19 protein-coding genes are annotated in these 14,354 nt (G+C 70.4%); 9 read left to right on the top strand and 10 right to left on the bottom strand.

What is annotated here, in order from left to right; translation table 11 throughout:
* Position 1 precedes the first annotated feature (1 nt).
* Positions 2-586 (top strand): QcrA and Rieske domain-containing protein, encoded by a 585-nt coding sequence (locus tag OCEPR_RS03230; RefSeq protein WP_041554502.1) that lies wholly within the window; start codon positions 2-4, stop codon positions 584-586.
* A gap of 55 nt (positions 587-641) precedes the next feature.
* Here OCEPR_RS03230 and OCEPR_RS03235 read toward each other — a convergent pair whose 3' ends face one another.
* Together OCEPR_RS03235 and tyrS are read right to left on the bottom strand one after the other, a co-directional pair.
* A complete protein-coding gene (locus tag OCEPR_RS03235) occupies positions 642-1,106 on the bottom strand; it encodes a hypothetical protein (protein WP_013457271.1) in 465 nt (154 codons plus the stop codon).
* Between the two features lie 27 nt (positions 1,107-1,133).
* Complete coding sequence (tyrS, locus tag OCEPR_RS03240; protein ID WP_013457272.1) at positions 1,134-2,441, bottom strand: tyrosine--tRNA ligase; 1,308 nt, start codon at positions 2,439-2,441, stop codon at positions 1,134-1,136.
* Positions 2,442-2,497: 56 nt separating this feature from the next.
* On the opposite strand from tyrS, the gene OCEPR_RS03245 reads away from it, so the two are divergent.
* The 3 genes from OCEPR_RS03245 (at position 2,498) to OCEPR_RS13220 (ending at position 3,344) form a co-directional block, all read left to right on the top strand.
* On the top strand, positions 2,498-2,884 hold the full coding sequence (locus OCEPR_RS03245) for a hypothetical protein (protein ID WP_013457273.1): 387 nt from the start codon (positions 2,498-2,500) through the stop codon (positions 2,882-2,884).
* Positions 2,885-2,960: 76 nt separating this feature from the next.
* Positions 2,961-3,251, top strand: coding sequence for a 30S ribosomal protein S20 (gene rpsT / locus OCEPR_RS03250; protein ID WP_013457274.1), 291 nt, complete (start codon positions 2,961-2,963; stop codon positions 3,249-3,251).
* A 9-nt stretch (positions 3,252-3,260) separates the two neighbouring features.
* A complete protein-coding gene (locus OCEPR_RS13220; protein ID WP_041553975.1) occupies positions 3,261-3,344 on the top strand; it encodes a 30S ribosomal protein THX in 84 nt (27 codons plus the stop codon).
* Between the two features lie 50 nt (positions 3,345-3,394).
* Here the strand turns inward: OCEPR_RS13220 and minC are convergent, their stop codons facing one another.
* The 8 genes from minC to OCEPR_RS03295 are packed head-to-tail and all read right to left on the bottom strand — an operon-like array spanning position 3,395 to position 10,465.
* Positions 3,395-3,952 carry a septum site-determining protein MinC gene (minC, locus tag OCEPR_RS03260; RefSeq protein WP_013457275.1) on the bottom strand — a complete coding sequence of 186 codons (558 nt, stop codon included), beginning with the start codon at positions 3,950-3,952 and terminating at the stop codon, positions 3,395-3,397.
* A 13-nt stretch (positions 3,953-3,965) separates the two neighbouring features.
* Positions 3,966-5,729: a penicillin-binding transpeptidase domain-containing protein gene (locus OCEPR_RS03265; protein WP_013457276.1), complete on the bottom strand. Its 1,764-nt coding sequence runs from the start codon at positions 5,727-5,729 to the stop codon at positions 3,966-3,968.
* Positions 5,722-6,207: a rod shape-determining protein MreD gene (gene mreD, locus OCEPR_RS03270; protein ID WP_013457277.1), complete on the bottom strand. Its 486-nt coding sequence runs from the start codon at positions 6,205-6,207 to the stop codon at positions 5,722-5,724. The genes OCEPR_RS03265 and mreD overlap by 8 nt, the downstream gene beginning before the upstream one ends.
* Entirely contained in the window at positions 6,204-6,980 is a 777-nt protein-coding gene (mreC, locus tag OCEPR_RS03275) for a rod shape-determining protein MreC (protein ID WP_013457278.1), read from the bottom strand. Before mreC ends, mreD begins: the two co-directional genes overlap by 4 nt.
* The gene (locus tag OCEPR_RS03280; RefSeq protein WP_041554504.1) at positions 6,973-7,557 is read right to left on the bottom strand and encodes a Maf family protein; all 585 of its coding nucleotides are present in this window, start codon (positions 7,555-7,557) and stop codon (positions 6,973-6,975) included. The genes mreC and OCEPR_RS03280 overlap by 8 nt, the downstream gene beginning before the upstream one ends.
* Positions 7,536-8,597: a phospholipase D-like domain-containing protein gene (locus tag OCEPR_RS03285; RefSeq protein ID WP_013457280.1), complete on the bottom strand. Its 1,062-nt coding sequence runs from the start codon at positions 8,595-8,597 to the stop codon at positions 7,536-7,538. The genes OCEPR_RS03280 and OCEPR_RS03285 overlap by 22 nt, the downstream gene beginning before the upstream one ends.
* A gap of 55 nt (positions 8,598-8,652) precedes the next feature.
* Positions 8,653-9,318 (bottom strand): deoxyribose-phosphate aldolase, encoded by a 666-nt coding sequence (gene deoC / locus OCEPR_RS03290; RefSeq protein ID WP_013457281.1) that lies wholly within the window; start codon positions 9,316-9,318, stop codon positions 8,653-8,655.
* A 22-nt stretch (positions 9,319-9,340) separates the two neighbouring features.
* Positions 9,341-10,465 (bottom strand): N-acetylmuramoyl-L-alanine amidase family protein, encoded by a 1,125-nt coding sequence (locus OCEPR_RS03295; RefSeq protein WP_013457282.1) that lies wholly within the window; start codon positions 10,463-10,465, stop codon positions 9,341-9,343.
* Positions 10,466-10,604: 139 nt separating this feature from the next.
* Here OCEPR_RS03295 and OCEPR_RS13120 point away from each other — a divergent pair, with 139 nt between their 5' ends.
* The 5 genes from OCEPR_RS13120 to nuoH are packed head-to-tail and all read left to right on the top strand — an operon-like array spanning position 10,605 to position 14,354.
* Positions 10,605-10,982, top strand: coding sequence for an NADH-quinone oxidoreductase subunit A (locus OCEPR_RS13120; protein ID WP_013457283.1), 378 nt, complete (start codon positions 10,605-10,607; stop codon positions 10,980-10,982).
* Positions 10,970-11,524, top strand: a complete 555-nt coding sequence (locus tag OCEPR_RS13125) for an NADH-quinone oxidoreductase subunit B (protein ID WP_013457284.1) — start codon at positions 10,970-10,972, stop codon at positions 11,522-11,524. Before OCEPR_RS13120 ends, OCEPR_RS13125 begins: the two co-directional genes overlap by 13 nt.
* Positions 11,525-11,533: 9 nt before the next feature.
* Positions 11,534-12,043 carry an NADH-quinone oxidoreductase subunit C gene (locus OCEPR_RS12215; RefSeq protein ID WP_013457285.1) on the top strand — a complete coding sequence of 170 codons (510 nt, stop codon included), beginning with the start codon at positions 11,534-11,536 and terminating at the stop codon, positions 12,041-12,043.
* Positions 12,044-12,048: 5 nt separating this feature from the next.
* Complete coding sequence (locus OCEPR_RS03315; RefSeq protein ID WP_041554510.1) at positions 12,049-13,167, top strand: NADH-quinone oxidoreductase subunit D; 1,119 nt, start codon at positions 12,049-12,051, stop codon at positions 13,165-13,167.
* A gap of 11 nt (positions 13,168-13,178) precedes the next feature.
* On the top strand, positions 13,179-14,354 hold the full coding sequence (gene nuoH / locus OCEPR_RS03320; protein WP_013457287.1) for an NADH-quinone oxidoreductase subunit NuoH: 1,176 nt from the start codon (positions 13,179-13,181) through the stop codon (positions 14,352-14,354).

Genomic DNA, 14,354 nt, shown 5'->3' on the forward strand with positions numbered 1-14,354 from the left:
GCTGAGCCGCCGCGACCTGGTCTGGATCGTGCCCTCGTCGGTCGCCGCCACCTTCTTCGGTTGGTTCGGCTGGCGCACCGTCAAGATCCAGTTCCTCAAGTCGGGCCCCAACGCCCAGCCCCAGTGGAAGGACGGCGAACGGGTCGAGATCGCGGAGCTGGCCGAGCTGGACGAGGTCTGGTCGTTCAAGTACTTCGAATACCCGTTGACGGCCGGAAAGCTGCCCTGCACCGTGCTGCGCCTCCCCGGTCCCGTTCCCGGCGGGCTCACCGTCGAAGGCCGCCACTACGCCGCCTGGTCGCGCATCTGCACCCATCAGGGCTGCACCGTGGACTACGTGAGGAACACCGAGGCCGGGGCCATCCTCTACAACTACCGCTCCGACCACCCCTTCTTTGGCTGCAAGTGCCATTTCGGAGCCTTCGACCCCGTGCAGGCGGGAAAGGCCGTCTTCGGCCCGCCGCGCTTCCCGTTGCCGCGGATCCGGCTGGTGGCCGAGCTGGGGGTGCTCTACGCCACCGGCCACGAAACGCCGTTGCGCCCGCTCGAGAGCCTGCGCACCGTGGGCGGAAGCCGGAGCGGCTGAATCACCGGAACGGGCCCGCGGGGGCCTGTCGTTTTGGGCGGTGGGCGGGGCCCCCTCAGGGGCGGGCCGCGCCGCGCCAGGGCCAGGCCAGGTAGGCCAGGCCCGCGCCCAAGGGCAGGGTCAGCCACGCCCCGGGGCCGAAGAACAGCGCCTCGCCCGGCCAGAAGACGGCCCAAAGCAGCGCCGCCCCCGCCGCCCAGACGGGTCGCCGCGACCACGCCATGACGGCCAGGGCCGCGGCGCCCAGCAGCAGGAAGAGCAGGCTCAGGGCCCCGATCGCCGGCCCCAGGTTCATGTCGTCCGCGGGACCGAGGAAGCCCACGACGCCCAGGAAGGCCGCCAGCCACGCGTAGGGGTTGGCGGCCAGGCTCGCCCAGAAGGCGATCCTGGCGCCGTAGCGGCGCGCGAGCTCGGCCACGCCCGCGCCGTAGACGAGGGCGACGGGGTAGAGCGCATAGGGCACCGTCGCGAGCAGCAGCGCCGCCCAGGTCCAGGCGGCCACGTGCAGTACGGGGCGCATGCCCCCATTCTAGGCAACCTTGCGGCGTCAGGGTTCGAGCACGACCCGCACGAACTTGTCCTTCCCGCGGCGAAGGATCCGGGGCCGGTCGAGGGTGACCTGCAGCTGCGGATCGGTGATCACCTCGCCGTCGAGGCGCAGGCCGCGGTTCTGGATGAGGCGGCGGGCCTCGCCGTTCGACTGGGTCAGCCCCGCGAGGGTGAACAGCCGCGCGACCCAGATGGCCCCGTCCTTGAGCTCGGAAGGGTCGATCGCGACGGTGGGGATGTCGTCGGGGACGCCGCCCTTGGCGACCTCGTCGTAGCGCGCCTCCGCCTGGGCGACGGTGCGGGCCAGCTCCGCCTCCTGCGGGTCGCGGGGCGCCTCGTCGCGCCCGGCTTCGTCGAACCGGTAGCCAAGGCGCTCGTAGAAGGCGCGGTCCAGCCAGGCGGGGATGACGTCCTGGGCGTAGGCGGCGGTGAGCAGGCGGGCGAGCACCCGGTGGGCCCCCACCATGCCGCCCTTCTCGATGACCGCCTCGACCTCCTCGGGCTCCAGGTCGGTGAGCAGGCGGAAGTAGTCGGCCAGCACCGCGTCGGGCACGCGCATCAGCTTCTTGAACATCACCGCGGGCTCCTCGCTGACCCCGACGTAGTTGTCCAGGCTCTTCGACATCTTCTCCACGCCGTCAAGGCCCACGAGCAGGGGCATGATGACGAGCACCTGGGGCTCCTGGCCGTAGAACTTCTGCAGGTCGCGGCCCACGAGTAGGTTGAACTTCTGGTCGGTGCCGCCCATCTCGACGTCGGCCTCGAGCGCCACCGAGTCGTACCCCTGGGCGAGGGGGTAGAGGAACTCGTGGATGCCGATGGGCACGCCCTCGGTGTAGCGCTTCTTGAAGTCCTCGCGCTCGAGCATCTGCGCCACCGTCATCTGCGCCGCGATGCGGATCACCTCCTCGAAGGTGAGCTTCGCGAGCCACTCGGAGTTGTAGCGCAGCTCGAAGACCTCGGGCTCCTGGCGCAGGATCTTGCGCGCCTGCTCGACGTAGCTCCGGGCGTTTTCGCGGGTCTCCTCCAGGGTGAGCGGCGGCCGCGTCTTGCTGCGGCCGCTGGGGTCGCCGATCATGCCGGTGAAGTCGCCGATGAGCAGGATCACCTTGTGCCCCAGCTCCTGGAACTGGCGCATCTTGCGCAGCACGACCGCGTGGCCGAGGTGCAGGTCGGGACGGGTCGGGTCCACCCCCAGCTTGATCCGCAGGGGGCGTCCGGAGGCCAGCTTCTGCTTCAGGTCGGCTTCGGTGATGATCTCGGCGGTGCCGCGACGCAAGAGGGCGAGGGCTTCTTCGGGCTCCATGACCTTCAGAGTATACTCTAACCATCAACGGCTGCTTTGGCCCATGGGGAGGCGATATGTGGCGGAACCTGCTGATTCTTGGAGCGCTCTTGGGAGGGGTCTACCTCTATGGCCTGAACTACGGCCTGGCCCTCGGTATCCCGCCGTTCACCCCGGTCTACTACCTGAACCACAGCGCCGAGATGAGCTACGGGTTGCGGGTCGCGGGGGGTTCGGACGCGGTCAAGATCAAGCTCGAGGGCAACCTCAAGAAGGGCCGCGTTGCGGTCTGGCTGACGCATCAGGGCCGCCGGCTGGGTAAGGTCAAGGTGTACAAGGGCAGCTTCCGCGATCAGATCAAGTACAAGGTCGAGGACGGGTTCTACACCGTCCACGTCAAGACCCAGGAGGCCGAGGGCACGGTGCGCTACGACTGGGTCTCGACGCGCTTCCAGGCCTACTGAGCCCGGCGCTTGGCAGCCCGCCGGACGCTGTGGTAAACTTGCGGTTGGCTTGCCCCACGGGGCATAGAGGAGGAATATGGCGAACAGCAGCGCACGTACCCCTTCGGCGATGAAACGCCACCGCCAGTCGCTCAAGCGGCGCGCGCGAAACAAGGCGAAGAAGTCGATGATCAAGACGTTCAGCAAGAAGGCCGTACAGGCCGCGGAAAACGGCGACAAGGAGCGCGCTCTGCGCTACCTGCGCGTGGCCGAGAGCCTGATCGACAAGGCGGCCAAGGGCTCGACCCTGCACGCCCGCACCGCCGCCCGCAAGAAGTCCCGCCTGATGAAGCGGCTGCACCGAATCCTCGGCGGCCTGCAGGCTTAGGAGGCGACCATGGGCCGTGGAGACCGCAAGACCCGCAAGGGCAAGATCGCCAAGGGTACGTACGGCAAGTACCGCCCGCGCCGCAAGAAGTAAGGCGCGGTTCCCGAAACCCCACACGCCCCCTGCGGGCGTTTTTCTTTGGTTCAGGCGCCGCGCCGGCGGCCCCAGGGCTCGATGACGATCTGCCCCTCCTCGACGCGGGCGCGTTCGGGGCCCGCGGGTGCGGGGGCGTCTTCGGGCGCCACGGCGACGTGACCGGCGATGCGCAGCTGTTTGGCGGCCAGCTCGAGCGCCCAGATCGTCGCCTGCTCGTTGCCCTCGGCTCCGGCGTGGGCGAGGCCGCGCAGCTTCCCCACGACGATCACGTCGCCCCCCGCCACCACCTCGGCCCCCGGGTTGACGTCGCCCAACACGACCACCGTCCCCGCCGAAGCGATGCGCTGGCCGCTGCGCAGGGTGTGGTCCACCACCTCGGTGTGCGGCACCCTGCGCTCGCCGCGCGGAGGGCGGAAGCGGACCTCGAGGTTCCGCGCCGCGGCGGCCTCGAGCAGCGCCTGCACCACGGAGCCCGGGGTGGGGCCGGCGACCTCGACCTCCAGCGGCATCTCGGGGGCCTCGGCCAGGGCGGCGGAGAGTTCTTCGGGGGTCTCGTTTCCGTCGAGGCGGAGGGCCAGGGCGCCCAGCGTGGCACGCAGTCGCATGCTGTTCAGTATGTCACGGGCCGGACGTGCGGGCGACCGGGGCCGGCACCTTCCAGTAGGCGGCCATGACCTTCTTGACCGCCGGCAGGGCGACGCGGCTGCCCTCCCCGGCGTTCTCGAAGAAGGCGACCACCGCCAGGGGCGGGTAGGGGCTGCCGCCGTCTATGGGGTAGGGCCCGTAGCCCATGTACCAGGCGTGCTCGTAGCCGGCCTTCTTGCCGGGGGTCTCGGCGGTCCCGGTTTTCCCGGCTGTTGGCACCGGGAAGTCCTTGAGCCGGAACGAGGCGGTGCCCTCGGTCACGGTCTCGCGCAGGCCCTCCTGCACCACCCGCCAGTAACGTCCGCGCACGCGCGCGGGTGCGGGCGCGGCCCCCTGCACCAGGTGGAGCGGCGGGGTGCGCCCCGCGGTGGCCACCAGCGCAAGCATGCGCGCGACCTGCACCGGCGTGGCCAGCACCGCGCCCTGACCGATGGCCACCGAGAGGGTCTCGCCCGGGTACCAGGGTTCGCCGAAGCGTTCCCGCTTCCAGGCCCTGTCCGGCACCAGGCCGCGCTTCTCGGCGATTTCGAGCCCCGTCGGCGCCCCCAGGCCCAGGGCGCGGGCCCGATCGGCGATCACGTCCACGGTCTCCACGGGGCCCGCCTCGATCACCGCCTGGTAGAACCAGGTGTTGCAGCTGTAGGCCAGCGCGTCCGTGACCTTCATCGGTCCCATGTCCCGCGGCGACCAGTTGCGGCGCGTCTGCCCGCCGAAGCGGATCGAGGGAAGGCAGCGGAAGGTGGTGGCGGGGTTCACCAGCCCCGCCTCCAGCAGGGCGCTGGCGGTAACGGGCTTGAAGGTCGAACCCGGCGTGTAGGCCTGGACCGCGCGGTTGAGCAGCGGCAGGGCGGGGTCGTTTTGCAGGGCGCGGATCTCCGAGGCCGGGGTGGGGCGCCGCGTGAACAGGTTGGGGTCGTAGGCGGGGGCGGTGGCCATGGCCAGCACCTCGCCGGTCGTGGGGTCCACGGCCACGATCGCCCCCCGGGCCACGGGGTCGGGGGGCAGGCCCAGCTTCTTGCGGCCGGCGTTCAGGTCGTCGAGCGCCTCGGCCAGCGCCCGCTCGGCGGCGCGCTGCAGGTTGAGGTCGAGGGTCAGGCGCACGTCGCGGCCGGGCACCGGCGGGGCGAGCACCTGTTCCCGCAGCACCTCGCCGCGGACGTCGACCTCGACGAGCTTGAGCCCGCGCCGGCCGCGCAGCGTCTCCTCGAGCGCCGCTTCCAGCCCGGCCCGACCCACCAGGTCGCCGCGCTCGTAACCGCGCTTCAGGTCCGCGGCGGTGGGCCCCTGCACGTAGCCGATCACCGGGCCCGCGATGGGGTTGGGGTAGTAACGCTCGATGCGCTCTTCCAGGCGCAGGTTGGGCTGGCCCGCGGTCAGCTCCGCGAGCGTGGGCACCCATTCGTCGGGCAGGTTGGCCGCGAGCACGACCTCTTCCTCGCCCTCGGGGACCTCGGGCAGGCGCTCGAGCCCCAGGATCGTCAGGATCCGCGAGGCGAAGCGCACCGGGCCGCCGCGGTAGTAGAGGTCCACGGCGATGCGGTTGGCGGCGATGGGGGTGCCGTTGCGGTCAAAGATGCGCCCCCGCGGAGCGGGGATCGTCTCCGTGCGCTGGTGGTTGCCCTTGGCCAGGGTGGCGTACTTGCCGTGCTCGAAGACCTGCAGCTGCACCAGCCGCCCCACGAGGAGCAGGAGGACGAAGTAGACCAGGGCGAGCAGCAGCCGGACCCGTTCAGGCATAGGCCTCTTCCCCCGGACCGAGGAGCGCTTCCGCGAGCCGCAGGTAGAAGGGGGCGACGAGCAGGGTGAGGACCAGCTCCGGGGCGAAGACCTGCACCCAGGTGCTCGCCGGCAGCGTGGTGTAGCGCATCCAGTAGACCAGGATCAGGAAGCCGCCCCACTTGGCGAGGAAGGCGAGGGCCAGGACGACCATCCGCGCCGCCGGTTCCTCCCAGTGGAGCCAGCCCCGCAGGCCGTAGAAAGCGTAGGCGGCGGTGGTGAGCCCCAGGGCGTGGAAGCCCAGGTAGCCGGCCGAGCTGAGGTCCTGGAGGAGGCCCAGGCCAAAGGCGGTGGCGAGGCCGGCGTAGGGGTTCTGGCGGCTCGCCAGCACCACCGCCAGCAGGAACCAGAGGTCCGGGGGGCTGACCCGGTCGGGCAGCAACCCCGAGAGCAGGGCCTGCAGAACCAGCGAGAAGAAGACCAGCACGAGCGCGTTCATAGCTTCCCCAACACCACCACTTCTTCGAGCAGGCCGAACTTGACGAGCGGCTCGGCGCGCACCACCTTGCGCAGCGCCCCGGGCGCGCGCGGGAGGATGCGCGTGACCCGCGCCACGGGGATGCCCTCGGGGAAGAGCCCTTGCAGCGAACCGGTGACGAGCAGGTCGCCGACGGCGATCTGCGTCTCCACCGGCAGCTCGACGCGCAGCCCCGCCGGCGGCTCGCCCACGGCGATGCCGCGGCCGGGGTTGCCCTCGGGGCGCACCCCGACGCGGGATTCGGGGTCCACCACGGTGCGGACCACCGCGCGGTGGGGGGTGGTCTCGATGATCACCCCCACCAGCCCGTTGGGGCTGGTCACCGGCATGCCGACCGAAAGCCCGTCGGCCTCGCCGAGGCCCAGGATGAGGCGCCGGTAGAGGCCCGAGGTGTCCTCGGTGATGACCGGGGCGATGGCCACCACGCCCGGGGCCTGGGCCTCGCGCACCGCCAGCGCCCGGCGCAGGCGCTCGAGCTCGACCTTGAGCTCGAGGTTGCTCTCCTTGAGCCAGGCGACCTCCTCGGCCAGCAGGCGGTTCTCGTGCCGCAGGTTGCGGCGGTCGAGCAGCGTGGTCGCCGCAGCGCGCAGGTTCTGCGCGGCGCGGTGGCCGAGGCCGAACAGCGGCGCGATCCGCGCCGAGACCTCGCCCGGGAGCTGGGGCGCGAAGTTCGCGGTCAGCGCCGAGAGCGCCAGCGCCAGCAGCACGTACCCCAGGTAGACGAGCCTAAGCATCCCAGACCTCCGTGAGCGGGTAGCCGAGCCGGGCCAGCGCCTGCCACAGCCGGGCGACGGGCAGTCCCATCACCGTGAAGAAGTCGCCCTCGACCGCCTCGACCAGGACCATGCCCTTTTCCTGGATGCCGTAGCCGCCGGCTTTGTCGAGGCCTTCGCCGCTGGCGGCGTAGGCCTCGATCTCCCAGTCCGCGAGGTCGCGGAAGCGCACCCGGGTGCTGCTGACCAGCGCCGTCTCCCCGGTCGGGGCCCGCAGGGCCAGGCCGGTGTGCACCCAGTGGTCGCGTCCAGAAAGCAGCTCCAGGAATCTGCGGTTCTCGGCCGGGTCCCGCGGTTTGCCTAGGACCCGGCCGTCGACCGCGACGACGGTGTCGGCGGCCACCACCCACGCCCCGGAGGCGTTGCGCGCCTTGAGCTGGGCCAGGCGGCGGGCGGCGTCGGCGGGGTCTTCGCCGGGGGCGACCGACTCGTCCACCCGGGGCGGCGCCACCCGGTGCGGCAGGCCCAGCCGCGCCAGCAGTTCGCGCCGCCGCGGGCTGCCGGAGGCCAGCACGATCACGGGCCGGCTCGTCGCCACGCTTGCCATACCTTTTCTTTGTACCGCCGCGCGAGCTGAGGGTGGGTGAGAACCAGCAGGTTCTCGTCGTTGCGGCTGACCGCGGAGCGCGTGAAGTTGAACGAACCGGTGACGACGGTGCGTTCGTCGATGACGATCGTCTTCAGGTGCATGGCCGCGGGGTTGGCGTCCTCGCGCACCTCCACCCGGGGGCCCAGCGCCTCCTCGCGCGAATCGGGCAGGTTGCGGCGCTCGAGCAGCACCCGCACCTCGACCCCGCGCCGCGCCGCGGCGTTCAGTGCTTCCAGGACGCGCGGATGGGTGAGCACGAAGGCGGCCACCCAGACCTCGCGCTCGGCGGCGTCGAGTTCGCGCACGATCCGCTCGAGGGCCGCCTCCCCGTAGCCGGGGCTGAAGAAGACGCTCAGGCGGCCGCCGCCGTCGAGCTCCAGCGTCGCCGGCGCCGGGGGTCGGGGCTTGCGCCGCCAAAGCGCGGCGAAGGCCGCGTGGTAGAGGCGCGCCGCCGGTTCGCCGGTGAGGACGAGCAGGTCGTTGTCGTTCTTGTGCAGGCCGTTGTAGCTCCAGTTGGTGCTCCCCGTCCACACCTCCCGGGCGTCGAGGACCGCGAATTTGTCGTGCATCAGCCCCGGGCGGTCGTCGTAGCAGAGGTCCACGCCCGCGAGCCGCTCGCAGTTTTCGGAGGTGCGCCGCACCTGGGCGTAGGCTTCGTCCCGGCGCACCCGGGGCCGGCCCGCGGTCTGTCCGCGGGAGCCCGCGAGCAGTGTGGTCAACGTGTCCTCGCGGTGCTCGCGCTCGCTGAAGATCCGGACCCGCACGCCGCGGGCGGCGGTCTGCGCCAGCAGGTAGCCGAGGCGGGTGTCGTTCAGGGTCAGAAGGGCCAGGTCGACGGTGCGTTCGCTGCGGGCCAGGGCGCGGCCCAGCGCCTCGACGGCCCGTTCCTCGTCCTCGGGCAGGAAGTAGACCTGCGGCCGCACCTCGCCCGGCGGCGGCGGGTTGGTGTAGCCGCTGCGCTGTTGCCACAGCGCGATCCCCGCCAGCAAGACGAGGAGGGCGTACCCCAGCCAGGCGGGTTTGGGCTTGGGACGCGGCGGCGGCTTAATAGCCCCGGCTCTCCCCGCCCTCGACCAGCGCCACGCCGCTCGAGGTTCCCAGGCGGCTCGCGCCCGCCTCGATCATCTTCCAGGCGTCCTCGCGGGTGCGGATGCCGCCGGCGGCCTTGACCTTGGCCCGGCCGCCGGCCACCTCGGCCAGCAGCCGGACGTCTTCGATGCTGGCCCCGCGGGGCCCGAACCCGGTCGAGGTCTTGAGGAAGTCGGCCCCGCCGGCGAGCGCCGCCTCGGCGGACCGGCGGATCTGTGCCTCGTCGAGGTAGCCGGTCTCGAGGATCACCTTGAGGACCGCGCCCGGGGCGGCCTCGCGCACCGCCCGCACGTCGGCGGCGACCGCGTCCCAGTCGCCTGCGAGCGCCCGGCCCACGGGGATGACCATGTCGAGCTCGTCGGCGCCCTGGCTCACGGCGAGCGCCGCCTCGGCGGCCTTGATCTGGGACGCGTTCGCGCCCAGGGGAAAGCCGATCACCGCCGCGACGCGCACGGGGCTCGCCCCCAGGGCCTTCTTGGCGGCGGGCACGAAGGCGGGGTTGACGCAGACGGCGTAGAAGTAGTGCTCGTCGGCCTCGCGGCAGAGGCGTTCGATATCGGCCGGCGTGGCCGTGGGTTTTAGCAGGGTGTGGTCGATGTACTTGGCGAGCTCGGTGTCCATGCCTCCATGCTACACGCCGCCGTTAGCGGCCGGCGGCGGCGTAGGCGCCGTTGCCGAGCATCTCGAGGATGCCCGCGGCGATGCCCTCGGCCAGCTTCTGGCGGTAGTCCGCGCGGGCGAGCAGGCGGCCCTCGGTGGGGTGGTTGGCGAAGCCCACCTCCACGAGCACCGCGGGGATGCGGGCGTAGCGCAGCACGTAGAAGGGGGCTGAGTGCACCCCGCGGTTCTTGGTGCCGGTGCGCGCGATCAGCTGTTCGAGGATGTCGTCCGCCAGCCGGGCCGAGAACTGCAGGTTCCCCTGGGCGATCAGGTCCGCGAGCGCCGCCTCGGCCGTGCTCTCGGCCTTCTGGGTGAGCTTTTCACCGAGCTCCCCGCCGCCGTTCTCGGCGATGGCCAGCGCCAGGGTGCGCGGGTCCAGGGTTTTGCCCAGGTAGTAGACCTCGATGCCGCGGGCGGGGCGTTCGGCCGAGTTGACGTGGATGGAGACGAAGAGGTTGCGGTTGCCGTTCGTCATCTTGGCCCGCTGGTTGAGGTCGAGCAGCTTGCGCTCGTCGAAGTCCTTGACGGACTTGGGGGCGAGGTCGTAGTCGCCGTCGCGGGTGAGCACCACCTCGATCCCCTTCGCCTCCAGGATCTTCTTCACGCGCAGCGCGATGTCGAGGGTGACGACCTTTTCCTTCACGTAGCCGACGGTTCCAGGATCGGGTCCGCCGTGGCCCGGATCGATGACCACCACCGGCGCCAGCGGCTGCGGTTTGGGCGGCGGCGCGGTGCCGCCCGCCTCGGGTTGCAGCACGTCGATCACCAGCCGGAAGCGGCCTTCGGGGCCCTCGAGCACGAAGGGTTTCTTCGCCGTCGCTCCGGGGCGCAGGTAGAGGCGCACCTCGGTGCCCTCCGCGGAGGGCTGCAATTCCACCCGCTCGACGGCGGGGTCGTCGGTGCGCAGCGTCTCGGGGGCCTCCACGTTCAACCCCAGCCGCACCCGCACCAACGCGCCGCTGCGCTCGGTCGCGTAGGCGGTGCCGAGCGGCAGCTCGAAGACGAAACGGGTGAACCCCTCCTCGTTGTGGGCCGCCCAACGCATCCAGTCGGGGCCGGCCCAGGCGAGGCTGGACAGCGCCAGTAAGAGGAGGGCGAGGGCGCGCATCTCCCGCGATTATAGCCAGAACGCGGGTGAGAACGCAGCGGTTCCAGATTCGATGGTAAACGCGTCCCTAGCCGCTAGCGCCTGAGAAGTGTAAGAATGGCGGAGTGTGCTCCGATCCGGAGCGGAAAGGGGGCAAGCCGTGGACTACCTAACGGAACTGCAGGCGGGGATCACCGCGATCGTCTTCTTCCTCGTCGGCCTTGCCATCGTCTTCGTGACGATCGGGATCGCCCGCTTGCTGGTCGGGGTGCGCCCGAAACCGCCGGGCAAGCTCGACGCCTACGAGTCCGGGGAGATACCCATCGGCGACGTCAACCTACGGTTCAACGTGAACTACTACATCTTCGCGCTGCTCTTCCTGCTCTTCGACGTCGAGGCCGCGCTGCTCTTCCCGTGGGCGGTGGCGTACGACAAGCTGGGCTGGCTGGGCTTCTTCGAGGCGGTGGTCTTCATCGGCATCCTGGCGATGGGGCTGGTGTACGCCTGGCGGAGGGGGGTGCTCAAGTGGGTCTACTAGGTTCGGACGAACGACCGCGCGACATCATCTTGGGAACGCTGGACGACCTGATCAACATGGCGCGCAGCCGCAGCATGTGGCCGCTCACCTTCGGCATCGCCTGCTGCGCCATCGAGATGATGGCCACCTGGGATCCGAAGATCGACGCCGACCGCTTCGGGATGTTCTTCCGCAACACCCCGCGGCAGGCCGACGTGATGATCGTCTCCGGCACGGTCAACAAGAAGCTGGCGAAACGCCTGCGCCGCCTCTACGACCAGATGGCCGAGCCCAAGTGGGTCATCTCGATGGGCGCCTGCGCCAACCAGGGCGGGCCCTTCCGCCAGGGCTACTCGGTCGTCGAAGGGGTGGACAAGATCGTGCCGGTGGACGTCTACATCCCCGGCTGCCCGCCGCGGCCCGAGGCGCTGTTGCAGGCGCTCTTGTTGCTGCGCGACAAGATCGCCGACCGCGAGCTGCGTTACAAGAAGCCCCGTGCGATTCCCACCGACTACGACGTCCTGGCCGAACCCGGCAAGGACGGGCGTCTGCCGGTGCTCTAGGAGGTGGCCGTGGAAGCGAGGATGAAGCAGGAACGCCTCTACGACGAGGACGTCTACACGGTCCACCCCGAGGACTACCGGGCGCTGTGCGAGCGGCTCGCGGCCGAGGGGTACGACTTCCCCCGCGCGATCAGCGGCATCGACATGGGCTACGGTCTGCGCGTCACCCTGCAGCTGACGCGGATGAAGGACCTGGCCAAGGTGACGGTGCGCACCGACGTGCCCTACGACAACCCCGTCGTGCCCTCGGTGACCGACCTCTGGCCGGGCGTCGAGTGGTACGAGCGCGAGGCCTACGACATGCTGGGCCTCCGCTTCGAGGGGCATCCCGACCTGCGGCGCATCCTCCTCGAGGACGAGTGGGCGCTGCACCCCCTGCTGAAGCGCTACGACACCGGCGGCTACCCCGTGCCCGGCTGGGAGCCGAAACCCTGGCCCGACCCCGAACCCTGGGCGCCGCCCCCGCCGCCCGAACCCGAGGAAACGGGCGAGGCGAACGAAGGAGGTGAGGCCTCGTGAGCACGATGAGCCTGGAACCGGTGCCCGGCCGCAGCGACGAGATGATCGTCAACATGGGGCCGCAGCACCCGGCCACCCACGGCGTGCTGCGGGTGGTCCTGGGGCTCGAGGGCGAGCGCATCACCCGCGCGGTCCCGCACATCGGCTACCTGCACCGCAACCACGAGAAGATCGAAGAGGCCCGCACCTACCCGATGGTGATCGCCTACACCGACCGCATGGACTACGTCTCGGGCACGCAGAACGAGCTGCCCTTCGTGCTGGCGGTGGAGGACATGCTGGGCATCGAGGTGCCCGACCGGGCCAAGAAGATCCGCACCATGTTCTTCGAGCTCTACCGCCTCGCCAGCCACCTGGTCTGGATGGGGACGGCGATGCTCGACCTGGGTGCGATCTCGCCCTTCCTCTACACCTTCTGGGACCGCGAGATCATCCTGGGGATCGTCGAGAAGACCGCGGGCGCGCGCATGCTGCCCAACTACTACACCTTCGGCGGCGTCCGCCGCGACGTCCACCCCGACTTCTTCAAGGACGTGGCCGACTTCCTCGACCACATGGAGCGGCGCATGGTGGACTACGAGCACCTGGTGCTCGAGAGCCCGGTGGTGCACGCGCGCACGATCGGCGTGGGCGTGCTCAGCAAGGAACGCGCCATCGCCCGCGGCGTCAGCGGCCCGGTGCTGCGCGCCAGCGGGGTGGCCTACGACGTGCGCAAGGCCTTCCCCTACGACGCCTACCCCGACGTCGAGTTCGAGATTCCCACCTCGCCGGACGGCGACACCTACGCCCGCTTCTGGGTGCGGTTCCAGGAGATGTACCAGTCGATCCGCATCCTGCGGCAGCTGGTGGAGCTCACCCCCAAGACCGGGCCCTACAAGGGCAAGGCGCCGGCCCGCATCAAGCCCCCGGCGGGCGAGCGCTACCGCGCGGTCGAGAACAGCCGCGGTGAGCTGGGCGTGCTCGTCGTCTCCGACGGCACCGACAAGCCCTACCGGGTCAAGCACCGGGGGGCGGCCTTCTCGAACCTGCAGATCGTCCCCGACCTCTTCGTGGGCGCCAAGTTCTCCGACGCCATCGCGATCCTGGCGTCCCTCGACCCCGTCTTCGGGGAGATCGACCGATAGGAGGTGCACCGGTGAGCCAGATCCCCATTCCCGAAGACCGGCACTTCCGCCCGCGCCTGCTCGGGTACGACCCCCAGAAGAGCCGGCCCTGGCTTGAACGCACGGTCTATTCCGCGTACGTCTTCGTCTTTTGGCTAATCGTCATCGGCACCTACGCCGGCGTGCCGGCGCTGTTCGGAGCGCTGGGCTGGGACAGCGGCTGGGGCTTCGTGCTGATGCGCACCCTGCAGGTGGTGCTGCTCTTCCTGCTCTCGGCGGTCATCGCGTTGCTCCTCATCCTGCTGCTGCGCAAGTACCTGGGCAAGGTGCAGGAACGCTACGGCCCCATGCACTACGGCCCCGCCGGCGGCATCCAGACCGTCTTCGACGCGCTCAAGCTGCTGGCCAAGGAGGACTTCGTCCCCGCAGCCGCCGACGTCCTCACCTTCCGGCTCGCGCCCGCGATCACCTTCGTGGCCAGCTTCGCCATGTTCGCCGTCATCCCCTTCGCCTCCGGCTGGGTGCTGGCCGACACCAACGTGGGGCTCATCTACCTGATCGCGGTCTCCACCCTCAGCGCCTACGGGGTGCTCCTGGGCGGCGTCTCCTCGGGCAACAAGTGGGCCCTGATCGGCGCGCTGCGCGCCGGCGCGCAGATGGTCAGCTACGAGATCCCGCTGGCCCTCGTCTTCCTGACCGTCGCCGTCTGGAGCGGCACGCTCTCCCTGGGCGGCATCGTGGACGCCCAGCTGGGGCTTTGGAACTTCCTGCCGCTGGCGCTGCCCTTCGTGCTCTACGTGATCGCCAGCCTGGCCGAGCTCAAGCACATCCCCTTCGACTTCCCCGAGGCCGAGTCCGAGCTGATCGCCGGTTACAACGTGGAGTACTCGGGCATGAGCTTCGCGTTCTTCTTCCTGGCGGAGTTCGTCGAGCTCTTCCTGCTGCCGGCGTTGATCGTCGTCTTCTTCTTCGGCGGCTGGCACGGACCGCTCTTCGGGCTCGAGCCCGGCAGCCTGGCGGCGGGCGCGCTCGAGAGCCTCTACTTCACCGCCAAGACCGCGGTCTGGGTCTGGATCTTCCTCTGGATCCGCGCCACCCTGCCGCGCTACCGCGACGACCAACTCATGGAGTTCGCCTGGAAGGCGATGATCCCCCTGGCCCTCTTTGGACTGGTACTGGCGGCCTACCTGCGCCTGATCTGGAGGTAA

This window comes from Oceanithermus profundus DSM 14977, from assembly GCF_000183745.1.
GTDB lineage: Bacteria > Deinococcota > Deinococci > Deinococcales > Marinithermaceae > Oceanithermus > Oceanithermus profundus.